This is a genomic window from Pedobacter sp., assembly GCF_965249885.1.
Classification (GTDB): Bacteria; Bacteroidota; Bacteroidia; order Sphingobacteriales; family Sphingobacteriaceae; genus Pedobacter.
Map to the genome: position 1 here is coordinate 3,142,692 of NZ_OZ252254.1, position 20,575 is coordinate 3,163,266.

Consider the following 20,575-nt stretch of genomic DNA (forward strand, 5'->3'; position numbering starts at 1 on the left):
GTGCTAGGCACAAAATTTTAAGCTACTTTTTTCTTTTTGGTTTCGCTATAACCAGCAAAACCTAAGCAAAGCAATAATAATACGGTTCCAGCTAATGATATTTTCTCTCCTGTGTAATAAGATTTAGGCTCAAACTTAAATTCTATTTTGTGGTTACCAGCAGGAAGCTGGGCCGCACGTAAAATATAATCGGCACGGAAATAAGGTTTTTGCTCACCATCAATGTACATGTTCCAACCTTTATCGTAGTAAACTTCTGAGAATACAGCAACTACATCACGTGGTGCGCTATAGCTATATTCCATATGGTCAGGATGATATTTCTCTAGCTTAATAAATGCCGTAGGATCAGCACCTAAATTTTTATCGTTGATTAAAGATTTATAACGTTCGTCAACAATAGCTTCATTTTTAGGGTCAAAACTACTGATTGCGCTCATCTCTTCATCTGAATTTTTAACAAATTGTACACCTTTCACGATCCAAGCATTGCCCAAAGCTGTCGCATTTCTGCTCATTTTGTACGAGCCACTTTGAGGATCTTGAGTAATGAAATATCTGGTGTTTAGCATATCTAGTACATCTTGATTTACTGCTTTACTAAACTGATGTTGGATCAGCTCATCAAATCTTTTCAATTTTGCTGCGTGGTAACCACCTACAGTTTTGTGGAAGTTAGAAGTGCTTGCATCACTAAATGTGTTGATTGATTGATCGTAAACCCTAAAATAATCCTTGTCACCAGCAATGAAATTATCTACATCTCTAGGTTGGAAATAATTAGTTAAGGCAGATTTACTTTCGAAGTTTTTGTTGTTTAAATATTTACGGTCTACCTGCCACATGTCAAGCAATACGGCAAACGCTAATAAGCCAAATGCCAGTTGCGCATTTAACTTTTTAGTGATGAATGCCCAAACAATTGCATAACCAATCACGATAAATAGGAATGCTCTGAAAGCATCTGCACGGGCAATAGCAGCACGATCTTCTATTAAGGCATTGGTTAATTTTTGAGCAGCAGATGCATTATTTTGTAAAGCTTGCGTTAATGCCTGAACTATTTCAGCATGATTGCTCGTTTTAAAGCTGAAAAACAGCGTTGGTATTATGGCAACAATTAGCGCAAAGCCACCAGTAATGGCTGCAGAAATGGTCAGTTTTTTTACCAATTCTTTTTGCTCTAGCTTGCTCTCCTGAGCTTCCTTTAAAGCCAAGAACGCCAACAGAGGAACCATCAACCCAACTACAGCTAAAATAGATTCAACCGCCCTGAACTTGTTGTAAAGAGGGAAGTAATCGTAAAATAAATCAGATATTAATGGGAAGTTTTTACCGAACGAAAGCAACATGAATAGAACGGTAACCGCTAAAGTCCACCATTTTAAACGGCTTTTAACGATAAATAAGCCGAATATGTACAAGAAACAAACAATGGCTCCGAAATAATATCCACCAGATGTGCCTGGTTTCTCGCCCCAATATTCTTGCATGTTAAAGCTACCTGCCAATTGCTGAATTACCTGCGTAGTTTGTGCAGGGTCACCACCTGAGAAATTCTCGGATACTGCTTTATATAAATGGCTTTCTGGTTTTACCAATTCATCTATTCCGGTAGCACCACCATATAAATTTGGAATTAAAAAAGTGAATGATTCGCCAACGCCCTGACTCCAAGCGTAAGCATAATCTTTGCTCATTCCAGCTTTTTCTTTATTGCTGTTATCAGCAGTTAAGTTTGATTTGCCGCGGTTAGTTTCGCCTGCATATTCAGAGGTAGTCCATAACAAACTAGCATTAATAGTTACTGCCAACAATACGGCACCTGCTAAATAACCAATTGACTTTCCGAAGCCAGGTAAGGTTTTGTTTTTATACGCTTGATACAACTCTATCCCAACTAAAATTAACAAAGCAAGGAACAAGTAGTAGGTCATTTGAACGTGGTTAGCTCTAATTTCTAAAGCTAGGAAAAGTGCAGTTAAGCTTGCTCCAAGCAGATAACGACCTCTCAAGGTCATTAAAATACTGGCAATAATTGGTGCAAAAAAGCCAATAGCTAATGCTTTGTTGCTATGTCCTGTTGCAATTAATACAAAGTTATAGGTGGTAAATGCAAAGGCAATGGCTCCTGCGGCGGCCAACCAAGGGTTAACTTTTAGCGTAATAAATAGGAAATATGCGCCAACTAATAACAATAATACAGTACCTACAGGATTGGGTAAGGCTTTAGTTATTAAAGCAATTCCGTAAGTGGCGCCGTTGTAGGCGTACTCCACCCAAATTTGGTAAGCTGGCATACCGCCAAACATTTGGTTTGTCCAAAGAGGTCCTTTTCCATCCTTCTCCTTGTACTCCATGATCTCTTTTTGCATGGCTTTCGACTGTATCACATCACTTTGTGCAGGTGCTTTACCTTGCAAAACAGGACTGAAATAAACAAAACAGATAACAACAAAAGCTGCTAGAATGGCTAAATGGATGCCATTTTTATTGAACCAATTATTCATATGTGGTTAATGATATTTTTAATTGCCATTGGAATAGCCATGTTGCCATTATTTGTACTTTGGATACATGGATATTTTATGTTAAATTTTAACTCAGCCCAAAAATAGAAATTTGGCACAGATTAGAAAGAAAAAGTTTCTGAAGCCAAAGTTTATGCAGTTCTTTTTCATCTTAAGTTTTCGCATAAAAATGAGAACTTAAACCGATATAAGATTCCTTTTACTTTGAAACATTACGATTTCGAAGTAAATTCGGGATGAAAAGTTCATTCCAGCTTTACAACCTTATTGGACTTAGGTCCTTAAAAATCCTTGTTCAACAACTTTTCCAACTCGCCGAAAGAAACGTTCATACGTACGCGACCTTGTTTGGCGTAAGCAATTTCCCCAGTTTCTTCAGAGATGATTACTGCAACGGCATCTGTAGCTTCTGATACGCCAATGCCAGCTCGGTGTCGTAAACCAAATTGAGCCGGAAGTTTATTGTTATCAGTAAGTGGTAAGATACAGCTGGCACTTTTTATTTTATTTTCTGAGATCACTACTGCGCCATCGTGTAAAGGGCTGTGTTTTTGAAAGATACTTTCCAGTAATCGCTTTGAAATTTTACTGTCTATGACTTCGCAGCTGTTCGTGAAAAATTCATCATCGTAGTACTTAACAAAAACCATTAGGGCGCCAGTACGAGATTTTTTCATGCTTTTACAGGCATCAATAATTGGTTTAATACGTAAAAGATTGTCTTGCTCTGCACTTTTGTTCCCGAACAGATAGCCCCACCAAGCTTTATTCTTTTGTAGGAAGGTGGATTTCCCCAGATGTAATAAAAACCTTCTGATTTCGGGTTGGAAAATAATCACCAAAGCCAATATGCCAATGCTCATGAATTTGTTGATGATCGCTTCCAAAAGCTCCATGTGCAAGCCTTTAACAATATAGTACACCAACACGATGATGACCATGCCTAGCACTAAATTTACGGCAAGTGTATTACGAATTAAGCTATAAATGTAGTAGATGAGTATCGCTACTAAAGCGATGTCAATGGCATTTATCCAAGTAATGTTTAGAAAGTCAATCTTCATTGCTGTACAAGATAGTAATTTTTTTAGTTGTTAGGTATCAGGGATTAGGGATTAGGAGTTAGGGATAAGTTATTGTTGTTAGTAGGGGGTGGGTGAAATAAATAATAACCAATAAATCAATAATCAGTTAACCAATTAACCAAACTAAAAAACTAAAAAACCAAACAACCAAACAACCAAAAAACTAACCAACCAACCGACTAACCAGCTTTACACATTCAACCGCTTCCTTTACATCGTGGACACGTAAAATATTCGCTCCTTTGAGTAAGGCGGCAGTATTAAGTACAGTGGTTCCATTTAAAGCATCTTCAGTTTTGATATCGAGCGCCTTTGTGATCATCGATTTTCTAGAAACGCCAACCAGTATAGGCAGTTCAAAAAAACTGAGCAGTTGCAAATCTTTTAAAAGTTGGTAGTTGTGTTCCAAAGTTTTTGCGAAACCAAATCCGGGATCCAACACAATATCCTTCACCCCTAAGTTTTGTAAGGTGTTTATTTTTTCGCTAAAGTAGGCGAAAACCTCTTTGCTCACATTTTCATAAGTTGGATTTTGTTGCATGGTTTGCGGCGTGCCTTGCATGTGCATCATGATGTATGGAACCTGCAGCTTAGCTACCGTTTCGAACATTTTTTCATCTAAATTTCCAGCTGCAATGTCGTTAACGATATGCGCACCCGCTTTGATGCCTTCCTCTGCTACTTTTGCCCTAAATGTGTCTACTGAAATTATTGCTTCAGGAAAGGTGTTGCTAATGGCGCTAACTACAGGAATTAATCGTTCTATTTCTTCGTTTTCATTAACATCGGTAGCGCTAGGGCGAGAAGAATAGGCGCCAACATCAATAAATTTAGCGCCTTGTTTTAAGAAGATTTCTGTCTTGTGTAATGCCTGTTCAATGCTTTGGGCACGACTAGCACCGTAGAACGAGTCAGGGGTGATATTAAGTATAGCCATTACTGCAGGCTCACTGAGATCAATCAATTTGCCTTTGCAGTTTAGCGTATGTTTTCGGTTTAAAAATGTATCTTTAGCCATCAGTTTATATCAAACAAAAATAGCCTATTATTGGCTAAACATTAAATATTTTAATTGTTTTGGCAGCAAATACATCTTTAGAATACGATCAGGTCATAGCGGTTTGCAAATCGCTTTTTATAAAGAAAACAAAAGATTACGGTACGGCTTGGCGTATTTTACGTCCCTCATCTATCACCGATCAAATTTTCATTAAAGCGCAGCGCATTAGAACTTTAGAGGAGAAAAAAGTTTCGAAAGTAGGGGAGGATGTTACCTCGGAATATACCGGAATTATTAATTATTGTGTGATGGCTATTTTACAGTTGGAGTTAGATGAGAACGAACCCAACGAATTGCCTGTAGATGTTACAGAAGCTTATTATGATGAACGTGTGCAGGAAACAAAGGATTTAATGTCGGCAAAAAACCATGACTACGGTGAGGCTTGGCGTGACATGCGCATAAGCTCATTAACCGATCTGATTTTAATGAAAATTTTAAGAGTGAAGCAAATTGAAGATAATGATGGGCAAACTTTGGCTTCGGAAGGAATCAAAGCGAATTATCAAGATATGTTGAACTATGCGGTATTTGCCTTGATAAAATTGGGAGTTGGGTAGGAAGTTTAAAGTAAAAAGTCAAAAGTAAAAATTGAAAGGTAACTGTCCTATACATACTGAAAAACAGAGTTTTGCAGTAAAAATTGCTGAGCTAAATGAAAGCGGTTTTTCTTCAGTAAATGGTATTTATGATGAACGGGAATTGAATCAAATACTAAGCTTGATTAATAGAGCGAATACCGACAGGCCTACATTCCGGAAATCTGACGATTTATTTGCGATTAGGCAGTTTTTAAAAGAAATCCCGGAAATAATAGAGCTTATTTTTAATGCTAATTTAAAGAAGTTAGTTGATGAGATAGGAAATGGAAAGGCCTTCGTAATTAAAAGTATTTATTTTGATAAGCCTGAAAAGTCGAATTGGTATGTAGCCTACCATCAAGACTTAACTATTTCGGTAGATAAAAAAGTTGAACTTGACGATTTTGGACCATGGACTGTTAAGCACAAGCAGTTTTCGGTGCAGCCACCATTAGCTTTACTTGAAAGAAATTTTACCGTAAGAATTCATCTCGATGACACCTCAAGCGATAATGGCGCTCTAAGAGTAATACCGTATTCACATCTTAAAGGGATTTATAGGCCAGAAAGTATAGATTGGGATAAGGAGCAGGAGGTGGTATGCGAAGTTGAAAAAGGTGGTGTAATGCTAATGAAACCTTTGATATTACATAGCTCAAGCCGAACTACAAACGGACAAAAAAGAAGAGTGATACACATTGAATTTTCTGACGTAGAGTTGCCGCAAGCAATTCATTGGTCGGAGAGACTTTATTATAATTAACAATATGAGAAAAGCGCTTTTTCAATTTTCAAAATGGTTTGTTGGCATCCTGTTTATTTTTTCAGGACTGATCAAAGCAAATGACCCGCTTGGTTTTGGGTATAAACTTCAAGAGTATTTCGAAGTTTTTCACCTCAGTTTTTTAAATGGTTGGGCTACGGGCATTGCTGTGCTGCTTTGTGTGTTAGAAATTGTTTTCGGAGCCTTATTGCTACTCGGGATTTTCCGCAATTTTGTAGTTAAAGGATTGCTAGCCACTATTATTTTCTTTACGTTTTTAACTTTTGTTTCTGCGGCTTTTAAAGTGGTAACTTCTTGCGGTTGTTTCGGTGATGCCATTCCTCTTACGCCTTGGCAATCGTTCAGTAAAGACATTGTGTTGCTGATACTCATCATTTTCATCTATATCAATAAAGATCTTATTAAGCCTGTAACTGAAAAGCCGGGTGTTCAGAGCGCTTTGTTTGCCGCTGTTTTTACGGCATCTCTACTATTTGGAACGTTTACCTACAACTATTTGCCCATTATCGATTTTCTTCCTTATAAAGTGGGTTCAAATATTCCTGAAAATATGAAGATACCAGAGGGAGCACCGGTAGATGAGTATCTTATCATGTACGATTTGAAGAATAAGAAAACGGGAGAAACCAAAACCATGAGCGACAAAGAGTACATGTCGAAAGAAGTTTGGAAAGACGAGAATTGGGAAGTTACCGGATCCCCATCGCGTAAGCTAATAAAAAAAGGATACGAAGTTAAGATCAAAGATTTATTGATTACAGATGCTTCAGGTACTGATTACACCAAAGAAATTGTGGAAAATCCTTATTATAATTTGGTGATCGTAGCTTATAATTTAAATGAAACTAATGAAGATGCTATAGCAAAAATGAATGCTTTGGCGCTAAACGCTACCGAGCAATTCAACATCCGTACCGTGTTGCTTACTTCAAACTCGGCGCAGGATGCAGAGAAATTCAGTAAACGAATGAAACTTTTTATGGAGGTTTTTTATGCGGATGCTGTACCTTTAAAAAGTATGGTGAGAGCTAATCCGGGTGTGTTATTGCTTAAAAATGGTACCATCGTAAATAAATGGCATTACCACAGCTTGCCCTCATTTGATGAACTTACAGCAAAATATTTCGGTAAATAATGGCTATCTACGCACTTAAAAAACTATTGTACGGACTGGCGGTAATGGCAGGTGTAGTTGCTGTGGTTTTTGTGTTATTTAATATCCTTCCTGGTGATCCTGCCCGTATGACGATGGGACAACGCTCAGATGTGCAATCGCTAGAAGCTGTGCGTAAGGAGTTTGGTTTGGATAAGTCTAAGCCAGTGCAGTTTTTCTTGTATGTAAATGATTTATCGCCAATTAGCGTTCATCAAAATACCAAAGAGAATGAAGACAAATACCATTATAACAAGCTTTTTGCCACTGGTGATGACGTTTGGGTGCTAAAGATGCCTTATCTGCGTAGGTCTTACCAAACTAAAAGAGATGTGACTACTGTGCTAGCCGAAACGGTGCCTAACACTTTTGTTTTGGCTTTAACAGCGATGATTTTTGCCACAATTATTGGCGTGTTTTTGGGAGTCCTTTCCTCAGTTTACAAAGGCACTTGGATTGATAAGGCTGCCAATATGTTTGCCATTTTAGGGATTTCTGCTCCTGCATTTTTTGCCGGTATTATTATCGCCTGGTTATTTGGATTTGTATTGGCGGATTATACTGGTTTGAACATGAGCGGTAGTTTGTATAGTTACGATCCATTTAAAGGCGAAATCATTACGCTTCGGAATCTATGGCTGCCAATGATCACGCTGGGTTTGCGCCCGTTGGCTATTATTGTGCAGCTCACCCGCAGTGCAATGTTGGATGTACTATCTCAAGATTACATTCGCACAGCTAAAGCTAAAGGGCTATCTCGTAAAACGATTATTTATAAACATGCCCTGAAAAATGCGCTTAATCCAGTAATTACAGCTATTTCAGGTTGGTTTGCCTCTCTGCTGGCAGGTTCATTTTTTGTAGAATATATTTTTGGCTATAATGGTTTGGGACGTACAACAGTCCATGCGTTGGAAATGTCGGATTTTCCGGTAGTGATGGGATCTATTTTATTTATCGCTTTTGTTTTTGTGGTGGTAAATATCTTAGTAGATTTATTGTACGCTTGGATAGACCCTAGGGTTAAATTAGCTTAAACGTTCTGCAGCAAATATTGGCGACTGCCTGACTGAGGGATCTGCCAGAATTGTTCTTAAAGATAAGATGCATTTTATTACGATGTCGTATTCAAGTGCAATCGAAACCGTCAACCATTTGATAGCTGCATTTGATTTAGATTTATTACAGAAGAATATGTGTATTTTCGTCTCAAATTGGATGAAATTGCGAATAAGTTGAACTCGTTAAGGAACGCTGTCCTTAATAAGGTAGCTAGGAACAAATAAACATCATAACAATAACAGTTAACCGATTAATCAATTCAAACGATTAACCAAATAACTAAACAACCAGCTAAATGAAAATTTTTCTCGTGGGATTTATGGGCTGCGGCAAAAGCACCAAAGCAAAGCAGTTAGCAAACTTATTGGCTTGTCCGGTAATTGATATTGATGCTGTAATTGTGGAACAACAGGGTATGAGTATTGCCGATTATTTTACTGCTAATGGAGAACCTGCTTTCCGTAAATTAGAGAATGAAGTGCTGAAATCATTTGATTATCCTGAAACTTGCGTAGTAGCTACAGGCGGTGGTTTGCCATGTTATTTCGACAATATGCAGTGGATGAATGAAAACGGGGTAACGGTTTATCTGGAAATGACGCCGCCTCAGTTGGTGTCGCGTTTGCACAACCGCGAAAAACGACCATTGTTAAAAGGAATGGATGACGAGCAATTGCTTGCTTTCATTATCAGTAAGTTGGAGGAGCGTAACCAGTTTTACACCCAAGCAAAGGTTACTATCAATTCATTTGATTTAGACCCTAAAGATTTATTGGAAGAAATAAAGCAAACACAGGCTTAACTAGCCCAAGTTCTCCAGTTTTTCATCAATCTTTCTCATTCTGGTTTTACCGTGAGGAATTGGTTCTCCGTTATCATTCACGTTTACGAAAACCATTCTGTCGATGGTTAATATTGCTTTTTTAGTGATTTTATTCCTTACCTCACATTTTAAAGTAATGGAGGTTCTACCAAATTCCGAAGCCGTCATTCCCATCTCCACGATATCACCTAGTTTACCTGATGAAACAAAGTTAATCTCGGAAATCAACTTTGTTACTACCTTTGGCGCTTCCAGTTGGCACATGGCGTAAATTGCCGCTTCTTCGTCAATCCATTTTAATAAACTACCTCCAAAAAGACTACCATTTGGGTTCAAGTCTTCCGGTTTAATCCATTTGCGAGTGTGAAAATTCATCGATGTTTTTTGTTTAGTGCGAAGATAATGAATTGATTAATCTGTGCTTAGAAGATAAACGAATTTTAAGGAATAATTAGCGCAAAAAAGGCCAGCAGTGTTTAAACCGCCGGCCTTATCGTTATTGTGTGTGGAGTATTTTCTTAATGAGCATCAACCGGTACATTTACGTTTTTCTTGAATTTTTGCAAGTATAACAGAGGGATAGAGCAAAGCATAACTGCTCCTGCCACCCAATAAGCATCGCTGTAAGTAAGCAGCAACGATTGTTTTACAACTGCACCTTCAATAGCTTTCATGGCCATTAACTTGGCATCAATAAAAGATGCTCCTTTAGCCATAAACGTATGCATTAAGCCATTTAGTCTTTCCGTAAAGGCAGGATTTTGTTCATTTACATTAACTAGTAGGTTACTGCGGTGAAAACCTTGTCTAACGTGGATTAAAGTAGTTAAAGCCGCAATACCAAATGAGCCACCTAATTGGCGCATCATGTTGTTAAGTCCCGAACCTTGACCAATTTCAGCACCTTTTAAGTCTTGTATGGCTAAAGTAGTAAGTGGTACAAATAGCAAAGCCATACCAAAACCTCTAATCACTAAAGGCCAGAAAAACTGATCAGTACCTGATGATAAGGTAGATTTACTTAACATGTGACAAAAAACGAAGAACAAAATCATCCCACCGGTTGCCATAAATTGCGCCGGAACTCCTTTTTTCAGCATGATACCGATGAAAGGCATCATGGTAATGGTACACAAACCGCCCGCGATAAAAAGCTCGCCAGTTTGTAATGGAGAAAATCCGAGTAAATTTTGGCAAAAGATAGGGAACACAAATACCGAACCGTATAAACCAAAACCTAGTACAAATGAAGTAACCATACCAATGGAGAAACTTCTGTGTCTCATGATTTTAAAGTTAACGATGGGGTGGTCGGTACTTAGTTCTCGCCAGATGAACAACAAAATACCTAAAACTGATGCTACGGCTAATGCGGTAATGTAAGGGGTAGAAAACCAATCTTCGCTTTCGCCTTTTTCAAGTACTGTTTGTAAACTGCCCACGGCAACGGCCAATAAAACAATTCCCCACCAATCAATTGGCGCACCTTTGCCATCCTTAGGCGTTTCCTTGACAAACGTGTAAGTACAATAGGCAGCTAAAATCCCTACTGGAATATTCACGTAGAAAATCCAGGGCCAGTTAGTGATTTCTAGGATATAGCCACCAATGGTAGGTCCCACTGTTGGGCCTACAACGGCACCTAATCCGAATAAGGCAGTAGCTATGCCCACATCCTCACGTGGCCAAGTTTCAATTAGAATTGCCTGTGCAGTTGAAATTAAACCACCGCCTGCCAAGCCCTGCAAAATACGGAAACCTACTAGCTCCCAAAGCGAGGTTGCGTTACCACATAAAAAGGACGCTACTGTAAATAAGATGATTGAAAATAAGAAGTAATTTTTACGACCAAATCTGCTGCCTAACCAGCCCGACATGGGTAAGATAATTACGTTGGCTACAGCGTAACCGGTAGACAACCATGCTACATCTTCTAGCGTAGCACCAAGATTGCCCTGTATTTGTGGGAGCGCCACGTTTACAATTGTCGTATCAATCAGCTCTAGTAATGATGCTGTGATTACCGTAAACGTAATGATCCATTTTTTTAAACCTACTTCGGCCATTTTTTTGATTTTGAAGCTTCTCCAACCCCTACAAGTGAGGACGGAGAAGCGTATTGTAAATGTTTATACCTTTAAGTCACTTCCATTTGGGAAGGTAGGTAGGCCTTATATTTCTACAGAAACTTTCACGCTCATGCCTGGTCGTAATTTCTCTAATATTGCTTTGTCTTTACTAGCGATTTTTATTTTCACTGGCACACGTTGCACTACTTTCACAAAATTACCGGTAGCGTTATCTGGAGGAAGTAATGATCCTTTTGCTCCTGTGATAGGAGAGAAGGTATAAACTTCACCCTCGATATCTTGATCTGGGTAAGCATCTACATCAATTTTCACTTTTTGTCCAGCTTTAATTTTCTCCAATTGAGTTTCTTTAAAATTAGCTGTAATGTAAATGCTGTTTTCATTTACGATAGAGAATAAAGTTTGACCCGCCTGAACCAACTGACCTTTTTGTAGGCTCTTTTTGCCAACAATACCGGTAGTAGGTGCCTTAATTTGAGTGTATGATAACTGAAGTTTCGCAAAATCTACATCGGCTTGGCGTTGTGTTACGCCATTGCTACTCACATTTAGCTGCGATTGCGTAGTGCCCACTTGTTTTACAGCAGCATTATATTGGTCTACGGCGACGTCGTAAGTTGCTTGCGCTGTTTCTTTTTGTGCTTTGGCCTGGTCAAATGCTTGTCTAGTAATTGAACCATCTTTCACCAAGTTTTCGTAGCGTTCGTAATCTTTTTTCGCTAAATCTAATTTCACTTTGGCAGCCTCAATATTAGCTTTTGCGGTAGCTGTGTTAGCAGAAGTCGCGGCTATTTGCGCTTGTGTTACACCTACATTCGCATTTGCACCTGCTTGACCTGCCTGCGCTTGCTCTAGCTTAATTTTATAATCACTGTCATCTAAGGTTACTAGTACCTCACCTTGGTTAACCTTAGCATTTTCTTCAAAGTTGATGTCCTTTACGTAGCCGCTAACCCTTGCAATAACGGGACTGATATCGCCGTCAATTTGAGCGTCATCAGTATCTACGTGTTTGCTGTAATAGTTATATTGTGTGAAACCAAAAATGGCTCCTATTACTAAAAGTACTCCTAAAATAATCGGAATAACTTTGTTTTTCTTTTTTTTGGGCTGTGTCATGGTATGCTTAGTTATTTTGAGATATTTTTCCTGTTGATTTTAATAAAGTATAATAAGCTAGTTTGGCATCAGCTTTAGCTAACTCCAAATTAATTTTAGCTTGATATAGCAAGGTTTCTGCGTCAATTCTATCAATAGCAGAAGCGATGTTGTTTTGGTATTTAGACTCCAACAATCTATCATTTTCAGTAGCCTGTGCTATTGAAGTTTCCAATACATCGATTTTTTGGATAGCTAGTTGGTAGGTCTGATAATTTTTATTCAGTTCGGTTTTTACATTGTCGGTGAAGATGTCTTTCTGCGTATCTATTTCCAATTGTTGTACTTTAGCCTCCGCCACCTTGTTTTTATTGGTCCACAACGAACCGATGTTCCAAGAAATAGTAGCGCCCAAAGTAATTGGCATTACAAATTGTTGGTTGCTAGGAATAAAGTTACCACTTGGGTTTACATAATATAAATTAGCTCCAACGCCAACTGTTGGTCTGGTGTTAGCCTTAATCGATTTGATATTGTAATCCGCCGTTTGATGTCTCAAATTAAGCTGTTGCAATTCTTGTCGGTTGGTTAGCGCTGCGTTCAAATAAGCATCAAATGATGATAATTTTGGCAAAGCGTCTTCAGCACCTTTCAATTCAATAGCAGTGTTTTCTGGTAGTCCTAAAAGGATATCAAGGTTGTAGTTGATAATTTTCCTATTGTTCTCAATTTCCATATCCGTTAGGGATATGTTGGCCTGTTGCAATTGGAACCTCAATACATCATTTTTAGTTACCAAGCCTTGCTCATAAAAGCGTTGTGCTTGTTTAAGCTGCTTCGCGATAGCGCTTAAATTTTGTGCCACTACTTTTTTGCTTTGCAACAATTTGTACAGAGAGAAATAGCTGTTTACAACGGCATAACTCACTTCCTCTTTATTTTTGTCGGCATCCAAAAGCGCAATTTCTTTTAAAAGCTTGGTAGATTCTTGTGCATATTTCAGCTTGCCACCACCGTAAACTAACTCTTGTACGGCAGCTGTTCCTACAAATGCATCGGCCCTGTTAGGCACACGAATAGGATTGCCTTCGCCAATTTTTAATGTATTGGTAGGTATTTCAGCATGGTTATACATGAAACTTGCTGATGCACTAGGTAAGGCATTGTCTTTAACTACTGCTAATTGGGCAACGGCTTCGTCTATTTTTTGTTGAGAGAGTTTTAAATTTTTGCTGTTGGCAATGCCTAAATCAATGGCTTCCTGTAAGCTCAATTGTTTTACATTTTGCGCCTTCAGCAGCGCTGGGGCTAAAAGAAAAACCAACAACAATAGCTTTATTAATGTTAGTTTTTTCAAATCCCTTTGATAACTGGTTGGATTTATTGGTATCATTTTTTGGGTGTTAAATGCGTTAGGATCATGTCTTTCAGGTGGGCAACTAATCTTTCGGTAATTATCTTCCTGTCTTTTTCTTTGTTCAGGTCGTAAGTGCTATCTGGAGCAATTTTGTTAGGAGAGGTGGTAACCATAGAAATGGTGCCCATCACACTAACAATTGTCATTCTGATATCTACTTCCCTGAAATCTCCAGATTCGATGCCTTCTTTAATGATGTTTTCTATCACAATGAGGTTTTGTCCCATGGCACCTTTAATTTGATCGAATACCTCGGGACGTAATGAAAGCGATAGTTCGCGATACATCATTTTATGAAAGTTGGCATTGCTTAAAATACGGGTAGCATATTTTTCAATTACCTTTATTAGTTTCTCTTTGGCAGGAATATTTTCCTCTTTAATTTGGTTGAGCTGAGATTTAAAGCTCATCACTCTTTCTTCCAAAATTTCTTTAAATACGCCCATTTTACTACCGAAATAGTAATTGATCATGGCCATGTTAGCGCCAGATTCAGCTGCAATTTGGCGTGTAGATGTACCCTCGAAGCCATATTCGCAGAAAAGCTTTTCAGCAGCTACGAGGATGTCAGTCTTTTTATCGGTTTTTTCCATCTTGTTTTTTTGATGGGACAAATTTAATCAATCGATTGATTAAATTGCAAATATTTTTTTGTGCGTTTACAAAAGGATGATAAAAGTTCCCCCTCTCTGCCTTCGGCATCTCTCCCCAAAGGGGCGAGAGGTTTTCATGGGAAGGGGTTGTGGTTGTTGTGGATTGGTTGGTTTGCTTTTATTGTATAGGCTACATGTTTTGCAATGTCCCCGAATTTCCTTGCAGAGATATTCCAAACATATCTTCCATTCATCGTTGCTATTCTCTCCCTAACAGGGAGAGATGTCCACAGGACAGAGAGGGTTTAGTTGACTTAACGCAACTTAATGACCATAAAAAAGGCTAATAGAAGTTTGCCCCTCTCTGCCTTCGGCATCTCTCCTCAAAGGGGCTAGAGGTTTTCATGGGAATGGCATTGGTTGTCATCGGTTATAACATCATGCTATTCTCTCCCCAAAAGGGGCGAGAGGTTGTTATGGGGATGAGTTGTGGATTGGTTGTGTTACTGTTTTATTATGGGGCGCTGGTTTTGCAATGCCCCTAAAATTCCCTTACGGAGATATTTTAGACATATCTATCCATTCATCATTGCTATTCTCTCCCTATCAGGGAGAGATGTCCGCAGGACAGAGAGGGTTTAGGTGACTTAATGCAACTTAATGACCATTAAAATAGGCTAATAGAAGTTTGCCCCTCTCTGCCTTCGGCATCTCTCCCCAACGGGGCGAGAGGTTTTCATGGGAATGGCAGTGGTTGTCATCGGTTATAACATCATGCTATTCTCTCCCAAAAGTGGCGAGAGGGGTTTTCAAGGGGGGTAGATTATATATCGCTGCTATTCCCTTCCAAATGCGACGAGAGGTTTTCATAGGAAAGGGGGTGGATGGTTGGTTTGCTTTACGGAAATATCTTAAAAACTAATCCCAAATACCATTGCTTTCGGTTAAAATAACCGGCTGGCCGCCGGTAACCACAATTGTATGCTCATGCTGTGCCATAAAACCACCTTTATCACCAACCATGGTCCAACCGTCTTCTAACGTATCTGCATAATTTGATGTAGTAGAGATGAAAGTTTCGATAGCTACCACTGAGTTTTTCTTAAATCTGGTGAAATTAAAACGGTCACGATAATTAGCGATCTCATGTGGTTCTTCGTGTAAGCTGCGGCCAACGCCGTGACCAGTGAGATTTTTGATCACTTTGTAGCCTCGTTTTTTCGCTTCTGTTTCTATCAAGAGGCCAATATCTGCAACTTTAACACCGCCTTTGATATTGCTGATGGCTTTTTGTAAAATTTCTTTCGAGGCATCAATTAACTTTTGATGCCCTTGAATATCTTCTCCCAAAATAAAAGAGCCACCATTGTCTGACCAAAAACCATCCAGTTCAGCAGAAACATCAATATTGATTAAATCACCTTCTTTTAAAATACGTGTAGTAGAAGGGATACCATGACAAAACTCGTTATTTACACTAATACAACTGTATCCAGGGAAGCCATAAGTTAAAAACGGAGCCGATTTAGCCCCAAGTTGTTTTAGAATCTCCCCACCAAAATCATCTAATTCCTTAGTGCTCATGCCAACTTTTGCAAAGTTTCTCATCTCCCTAAGCGTGTGTGCCACTGCATCACTCACTTTTTGCATTCCTAGCATTTCTATTTCGTTGGTAATTGACATGATCTAATTTTTTACAAAAGTAAATTAACTTAATAACTGAAGTTGAGCTTTTGACTGATGTTGACTTAGGATAGACAATTTCCTACTTGCCAAGCGCATTGATGTAATCTTGCGTTTGTTTTTCAACTGCCAAAGTAGCCACTTTAATGCTTGATCCTACACGTGTAGTTTGCGGTTTTACGGCCATATTTCCTATGGTGGCCAAGGCATCAACGTACCACTTGCCCCACACTTCAATAATGTGCTTTTCTTCGTCTGTAGATTTTCCGTTAGCAATGGCTGCCTTACTCAATTCAAATTCTGTTTTTAAGCGTTGCAAAGCATCTTCCTTTACCTGGCTCACGGTAGCAGAAGCTGTGTTTTCATCTGCAGTTATTAAGGTGTAAGCAACAGTTAGTGCACTTACGCCAACATTTTTCATGGTTTTTGCAGATACCTTGTCCAGTCGATCATTGTCGGTATGATAAAAAACATCGGTAAAATGCCACATTAATAATCCTGGAATTTTGTTTTGTAAAAACGGTGTGTGGTCACTTCCACCTTCAAATGGATTGAATTTTACCGTCCAGTTGGCAAACTTGCCCTGCTCTTTACAGATGTCAAATACAAAATCGTTAAAATAATGCGGGAATAAATCTTTTTCCTTCACTTCTCCAGCTCCCCACTCGGAATGTTTATCATTACCGCGGGTCCAAATTGCTGATGGATCAGGCATTTTTTCCAGCAAGAAAGTTCCACCGGTTTTTTCTGTATCCTCACCAACCATATCCAAACTCATGCCCCATAAAATTCCCTTAGCACGATCGGCATCTTCCGTAATATATCTACGGGTAGATGTAATTTCATCGCCCCATAAAAACGTAAGGCTACGCTGTGGTTTTAGTTTGTCCTCTTTCACTAATTTGGCAGTTAGTCTGGCCATTTCTGCTAATGTGCCTACACCTGTGGCGTTATCGTTAGCGCCAGGCTCTTGTACGTGTGCGCTATACACAAAACGTTCGTTTGGCTTCACTGATCCTTTTACATTAGCAATGATGGTAAGCTCTTCACTCGGATAAGTTTTAGTTGTGATGTTTACTTTCAACTCCACTTTTCCTTTTAAACAAGCTGCTTTTAGGCGCTCTTTGGAAGCGTAGGATAGGAATAAAGCCCAAACCCCTGCATTGGGTTGCATCGGACTAAATTGAATGGAGGTAGTATGTTTTGTTGGCTGATTAAATTCTGGTAATGCAAAACCCAAGGCACCAACAGCCCCCGATTTGCTCGCTAAACTAATCAGACGTTGTGTTGCGATATCACCGAAGATGATTTTTCCTTTCAAATCTTTTCCTTCCAAATCTTCCTTAGTGGCTTTATTTACAAACACCACTTCTGCGGATACGCCTTCAGCAGGGGTAGATACGCAGTTGATTGGAATCATATTCCTGTTGGTTTTGAATGATTGTAGCGGTGTATTTTCTCCTACAATACTGATGTTGGCATCTACTGGTTCCCACGCTTCACGTTTCATCGCTCTTTTTTCGATGCGATAGGTTAGGGGTGCCTCAAATTCATCGTTTTTTTGTAATACGAAGCCAGCTTTCTTTAGGATTTCTTCAACGCGATAGATACTGGCATCAAAACCTTTGTTTCCAGGTAAGCGAAAAAATTGTTCCACAAATGCAGTAGTAGCAAAGGCATTATTCTCATTAAAACCAGTTCTGGTCAATTTAAAATACTGCTCTTTTTGAGTTTGCGCACTAGTGTTTAATGCTAAGGCAATAAATGCAATGAAGAAAATTTTCCGCATATTTAATATTATAAACCGTAAAAATAGCCAATAAAATCATTTTGAGCGGTATAATTCGTTCTCATCTTTAAACAATGTATCAACTGGTTTACTAAATCATAAACCAACAATAATTAATACTTTTGCCAAATAAATTACACACCATGAAAAAAATTCTTCTAACCATCGCAATTGTTTTTGCCGTATTACTGGTAGCAGCAGCGGCGATCCCTTACTTATTTAAAGATCAAATTGTAGCCAAAGTAAAATCGGTTATTAACCAAAAAGTTAATGCTAAAGTAGATTTCAAAGCTTTTGACCTGACCTTGATCCGTTCTTTTCCCAAAATGGGAATTAGGCTTAATGATTTGTCGGTAGTTGGTATTGATAGTTTCGCGAACGACACCCTAGCAAATATCAAACAGCTACAATTAGACCTTAACTTAATGAGCGTAATTAAGGGCGAAACCTACGAAATTAATGCAGTAAGCCTGCAAGAGCCTACCATTTTAGCTAAAGTACTTAAAAGTGGAAAAGCGAATTGGGATATCATGAAGCCTGACAGCACTGCAAAACCTGCTGATACGGCGAGCTCAAGTTTTAAAGCTGCGTTGGAAAAATATGATATAGAGAAAGGCAATATCACATACGATGATGCTTCGCTAAACTTTTACTTGAAGGCCGAAAATTTAAATCACAGCGGAAAAGGAAACTTCACACAAGATGTATTTACGTTGGCTACTGTATCTGACATAGAGAAGTTAACGGTAAAATATGGCGGCATTCCGTACTTAAACGGCGTAGTGCTAGATGCAGATCTTCCGTTGGAAATGGATATGAAGCAAATGAAATTCACTTTTGGCGAAAATAAAATCAAATTGAATGAATTGGTGCTTTCGGCCGTGGGTTATTTAGCAATGCCAAATGATAAGGATATGGTAATGGACTTGAAATTTGATGCGCAACAATCGGATTTGAAGAACTTTTTATCCTTAATTCCAGCTATTTATGCTGCAAATTTTAAGGATATGCAAGCTACTGGAAAGTTTGGTGTGGATGGTGTCGTTAAGGGCACTTACAACGAAAATTCGATTCCTACTTTCAATTTGAACTTAGCAATTAAGGATGGGAAAATCAAGTATCCTTCACTTCCTTCTGCCATCAATAACATTCAAGTAAAAGCCAATGTAGTTAATCCCGATGGGGTTTTGGATCATACCGTGGTGAATATTCCTGCGTTTCATTTGGAGTTTGGCCAAGCACCGTTGGATGGGCGTTTGTCGGTTAAAAATCCTATGAGCGATCCTTTTATAGACATGGCGTTAAAAGGAAATTTAGATCTAAAACAATTGACTACCATTTTCCCATTGGAAGGCATGACTATTTCTGGAAACCTTCAGGCTGATGTAGCAGCGGCTGGAAGAAAGTCGTCAGTTGATAAAGGTCAATATCAAGATTTTAAAGCTTCGGGACAGATGCAGGCTAGCAACTTCCTATACACAGGAAAGAATGTGCCGATGCCGGTGAGTATACCTGCTGCAAAAATGACCTTTAGTCCTAAAAATATCACTTTGAGCAACTTAACAGCCAAGTTGGGCAGAAGTGATTTTCAAGCAAATGGTTCTGTGAATAATTATTTGAACTACGTGTTCAAGAAAAATCAGTTGTTGGAAGGTAATTTCAATTTGACTTCTAACTACATCGATGTTAATGAGCTGATGGGTCCGAAGGCTTTGGAGGAAAGTAAATCGAAAGAAGAAGTTCCTTTGGCAGTTGTTGAAGTTCCTGCCAATATCAATTTCAATATGGCTTTAAAAGCTAACAAAGTGAAATACGATAAGTACGATATTAGCAATGCTAGAGGTGCTTTGCAAGTGAAAGACAGAACAGTTTATTTTAAGAATTTGGGCTTAGATATGGTGGGCGGAACCATTAAAATGAATGGTTCGTATGCTACAATTAATCCGAAACGACCAAAAGTGGCTATTGATTTTGGAATGGAGAAGGTGGATATTCAGCAAGCGTTTAATGCATTCAATACTGTTAAATTACTGACTCCAATTGCGCAATATGCAAAAGGAAGCTTTTCTACTAATTTGAAATTCAACTCTGATTTGGATGATAAAATGATGCCAATTTACTCGTCATTGAATGCGGAGGGCTTAGCTAATATCATACAAGCTGTGGTAGATGGTTTTGAACCGGTAAATAAATTGGCTAATACTTTGGGAGTTGCCGAGTTAAAGAAAGTAGAAGTGAACGACTTGAAAACTAAGTTCAGCGTGGAAGACGGCCGTTTAAAAGTAGCTCCGTTCAACATCAAAGTGAAAGGAATTACCATGAATGTTCAAGGTTCTAACGGTATTGACCAAACTATGGATTACGACTTGGTACTAAATGTGCCAAGGGCAATGTTGGGTTCCAAAGCAAACGACCTAGCGAACTCAGCCTTAGCGAACTTGAATGGTAAGCTTGGTACAAATGTTTCAGTTGGCGAAACCATTAAAATTAATGCAGATTTGATGGGAACGTTCTTAAAGCCAAGTATCAAACTAAAATATGGCGCTGGGGAAGGCTCAGCCAGTAACGCAGCGAAAGCAGCCGTTACCCAAGTAGTGGAAGAGAAAAAGGCAGAACTTGAAGCAAAAGCTAAAGAGAAGGTAGATACACTCAAGAAAAAGGCTGTTGAAAAAGCTACGGAAGAAATTGGTAATAAATTGAAGGGATTATTTAACAAGAAGAAGAAAGATACTTTATAGTAGCACTAAGTTTCAGAGCTAGTTAAACTCCGTAAGTTTTAAAACTTACGGAGTTTTTTATTGCTGACAACCTGAGTTTATTTCAGGA

General features: G+C 38.7%; 17 protein-coding genes. 7 read left to right on the forward strand and 10 right to left on the reverse strand.

Annotated features, from left to right (window positions below):
• Positions 1-17: 17 nt before the first annotated feature.
• The 3 genes from ACY2A0_RS13400 to folP form a co-directional block, all read right to left on the reverse strand.
• Complete coding sequence (locus ACY2A0_RS13400; protein ID WP_461789989.1) at positions 18-2,510, reverse strand: YfhO family protein; 2,493 nt, start codon at positions 2,508-2,510, stop codon at positions 18-20.
• A 302-nt stretch (positions 2,511-2,812) separates the two neighbouring features.
• Positions 2,813-3,595 (reverse strand): diadenylate cyclase CdaA, encoded by a 783-nt coding sequence (cdaA, locus tag ACY2A0_RS13405; RefSeq protein ID WP_461789990.1) that lies wholly within the window; start codon positions 3,593-3,595, stop codon positions 2,813-2,815.
• Between the two features lie 184 nt (positions 3,596-3,779).
• On the reverse strand, positions 3,780-4,634 hold the full coding sequence (gene folP, locus ACY2A0_RS13410; protein WP_461789991.1) for a dihydropteroate synthase: 855 nt from the start codon (positions 4,632-4,634) through the stop codon (positions 3,780-3,782).
• A gap of 59 nt (positions 4,635-4,693) precedes the next feature.
• Here folP and ACY2A0_RS13415 point away from each other — a divergent pair, with 59 nt between their 5' ends.
• The 6 genes from ACY2A0_RS13415 to ACY2A0_RS13440 all read left to right on the forward strand — a co-directional run bounded on the left by ACY2A0_RS13415 (position 4,694) and on the right by ACY2A0_RS13440 (position 9,058).
• Positions 4,694-5,236 carry a DUF1599 domain-containing protein gene (locus ACY2A0_RS13415; RefSeq protein WP_461791574.1) on the forward strand — a complete coding sequence of 181 codons (543 nt, stop codon included), beginning with the start codon at positions 4,694-4,696 and terminating at the stop codon, positions 5,234-5,236.
• Between the two features lie 31 nt (positions 5,237-5,267).
• Positions 5,268-6,020, forward strand: a complete 753-nt coding sequence (locus tag ACY2A0_RS13420; RefSeq protein ID WP_461789993.1) for a phytanoyl-CoA dioxygenase family protein — start codon at positions 5,268-5,270, stop codon at positions 6,018-6,020.
• Between the two features lie 4 nt (positions 6,021-6,024).
• Positions 6,025-7,176 (forward strand): BT_3928 family protein, encoded by a 1,152-nt coding sequence (locus ACY2A0_RS13425; protein WP_461789994.1) that lies wholly within the window; start codon positions 6,025-6,027, stop codon positions 7,174-7,176.
• Positions 7,176-8,231 carry an ABC transporter permease gene (locus ACY2A0_RS13430; RefSeq protein WP_461789995.1) on the forward strand — a complete coding sequence of 352 codons (1,056 nt, stop codon included), beginning with the start codon at positions 7,176-7,178 and terminating at the stop codon, positions 8,229-8,231. Before ACY2A0_RS13425 ends, ACY2A0_RS13430 begins: the two co-directional genes overlap by 1 nt.
• A gap of 49 nt (positions 8,232-8,280) precedes the next feature.
• On the forward strand, positions 8,281-8,433 hold the full coding sequence (locus ACY2A0_RS13435; RefSeq protein ID WP_461791062.1) for a hypothetical protein: 153 nt from the start codon (positions 8,281-8,283) through the stop codon (positions 8,431-8,433).
• A gap of 118 nt (positions 8,434-8,551) precedes the next feature.
• Positions 8,552-9,058 (forward strand): shikimate kinase, encoded by a 507-nt coding sequence (locus ACY2A0_RS13440; protein WP_461789996.1) that lies wholly within the window; start codon positions 8,552-8,554, stop codon positions 9,056-9,058.
• Here the strand turns inward: ACY2A0_RS13440 and ACY2A0_RS13445 are convergent, their stop codons facing one another.
• The 7 genes from ACY2A0_RS13445 to ACY2A0_RS13475 form a co-directional block, all read right to left on the reverse strand.
• The gene (locus ACY2A0_RS13445; RefSeq protein ID WP_113637706.1) at positions 9,059-9,454 is read right to left on the reverse strand and encodes an acyl-CoA thioesterase; all 396 of its coding nucleotides are present in this window, start codon (positions 9,452-9,454) and stop codon (positions 9,059-9,061) included.
• Positions 9,455-9,597: 143 nt separating this feature from the next.
• Entirely contained in the window at positions 9,598-11,145 is a 1,548-nt protein-coding gene (locus tag ACY2A0_RS13450) for a DHA2 family efflux MFS transporter permease subunit (protein WP_461789997.1), read from the reverse strand.
• A gap of 105 nt (positions 11,146-11,250) precedes the next feature.
• Positions 11,251-12,288 carry an HlyD family secretion protein gene (locus tag ACY2A0_RS13455; RefSeq protein WP_461789998.1) on the reverse strand — a complete coding sequence of 346 codons (1,038 nt, stop codon included), beginning with the start codon at positions 12,286-12,288 and terminating at the stop codon, positions 11,251-11,253.
• A 7-nt stretch (positions 12,289-12,295) separates the two neighbouring features.
• Complete coding sequence (locus ACY2A0_RS13460) at positions 12,296-13,660, reverse strand: TolC family protein (RefSeq protein ID WP_461789999.1); 1,365 nt, start codon at positions 13,658-13,660, stop codon at positions 12,296-12,298.
• Positions 13,657-14,277: a TetR/AcrR family transcriptional regulator gene (locus tag ACY2A0_RS13465; protein WP_461790000.1), complete on the reverse strand. Its 621-nt coding sequence runs from the start codon at positions 14,275-14,277 to the stop codon at positions 13,657-13,659. The genes ACY2A0_RS13460 and ACY2A0_RS13465 overlap by 4 nt, the downstream gene beginning before the upstream one ends.
• Before the next feature lie 918 nt (positions 14,278-15,195).
• Entirely contained in the window at positions 15,196-15,960 is a 765-nt protein-coding gene (gene map / locus ACY2A0_RS13470; RefSeq protein WP_461790001.1) for a type I methionyl aminopeptidase, read from the reverse strand.
• Positions 15,961-16,042: 82 nt separating this feature from the next.
• Positions 16,043-17,749, reverse strand: coding sequence for a M28 family peptidase (locus ACY2A0_RS13475; protein WP_461790002.1), 1,707 nt, complete (start codon positions 17,747-17,749; stop codon positions 16,043-16,045).
• Between the two features lie 143 nt (positions 17,750-17,892).
• On the opposite strand from ACY2A0_RS13475, the gene ACY2A0_RS13480 reads away from it, so the two are divergent.
• Positions 17,893-20,487 (forward strand): AsmA-like C-terminal region-containing protein, encoded by a 2,595-nt coding sequence (locus ACY2A0_RS13480; RefSeq protein ID WP_461790003.1) that lies wholly within the window; start codon positions 17,893-17,895, stop codon positions 20,485-20,487.
• Positions 20,488-20,575: the final 88 nt, after the last annotated feature.

What these genes read in the sequence shown, in the direction of transcription:
- ACY2A0_RS13460 (WP_461789999.1), bottom strand. Translation starts at nt 13,660, where the DNA reads ATGATACCAATAAATCCAACCAGTTATCAAAGGGATTTGAAAAAACTA.
- ACY2A0_RS13440 (WP_461789996.1), top strand. Translation starts at nt 8,552, where the DNA reads ATGAAAATTTTTCTCGTGGGATTTATGGGCTGCGGCAAAAGCACCAAA.
- ACY2A0_RS13480 (WP_461790003.1), top strand. Translation starts at nt 17,893, where the DNA reads ATGAAAAAAATTCTTCTAACCATCGCAATTGTTTTTGCCGTATTACTG.
- cdaA (WP_461789990.1), bottom strand. Translation starts at nt 3,595, where the DNA reads ATGAAGATTGACTTTCTAAACATTACTTGGATAAATGCCATTGACATC.
- ACY2A0_RS13400 (WP_461789989.1), bottom strand. Translation starts at nt 2,510, where the DNA reads ATGAATAATTGGTTCAATAAAAATGGCATCCATTTAGCCATTCTAGCA.
- ACY2A0_RS13465 (WP_461790000.1), bottom strand. Translation starts at nt 14,277, where the DNA reads ATGGAAAAAACCGATAAAAAGACTGACATCCTCGTAGCTGCTGAAAAG.
- ACY2A0_RS13455 (WP_461789998.1), bottom strand. Translation starts at nt 12,288, where the DNA reads ATGACACAGCCCAAAAAAAAGAAAAACAAAGTTATTCCGATTATTTTA.
- ACY2A0_RS13425 (WP_461789994.1), top strand. Translation starts at nt 6,025, where the DNA reads ATGAGAAAAGCGCTTTTTCAATTTTCAAAATGGTTTGTTGGCATCCTG.
- map (WP_461790001.1), bottom strand. Translation starts at nt 15,960, where the DNA reads ATGTCAATTACCAACGAAATAGAAATGCTAGGAATGCAAAAAGTGAGT.
- ACY2A0_RS13445 (WP_113637706.1), bottom strand. Translation starts at nt 9,454, where the DNA reads ATGAATTTTCACACTCGCAAATGGATTAAACCGGAAGACTTGAACCCA.
- ACY2A0_RS13450 (WP_461789997.1), bottom strand. Translation starts at nt 11,145, where the DNA reads ATGGCCGAAGTAGGTTTAAAAAAATGGATCATTACGTTTACGGTAATC.
- ACY2A0_RS13430 (WP_461789995.1), top strand. Translation starts at nt 7,176, where the DNA reads ATGGCTATCTACGCACTTAAAAAACTATTGTACGGACTGGCGGTAATG.
- folP (WP_461789991.1), bottom strand. Translation starts at nt 4,634, where the DNA reads ATGGCTAAAGATACATTTTTAAACCGAAAACATACGCTAAACTGCAAA.
- ACY2A0_RS13475 (WP_461790002.1), bottom strand. Translation starts at nt 17,749, where the DNA reads ATGCGGAAAATTTTCTTCATTGCATTTATTGCCTTAGCATTAAACACT.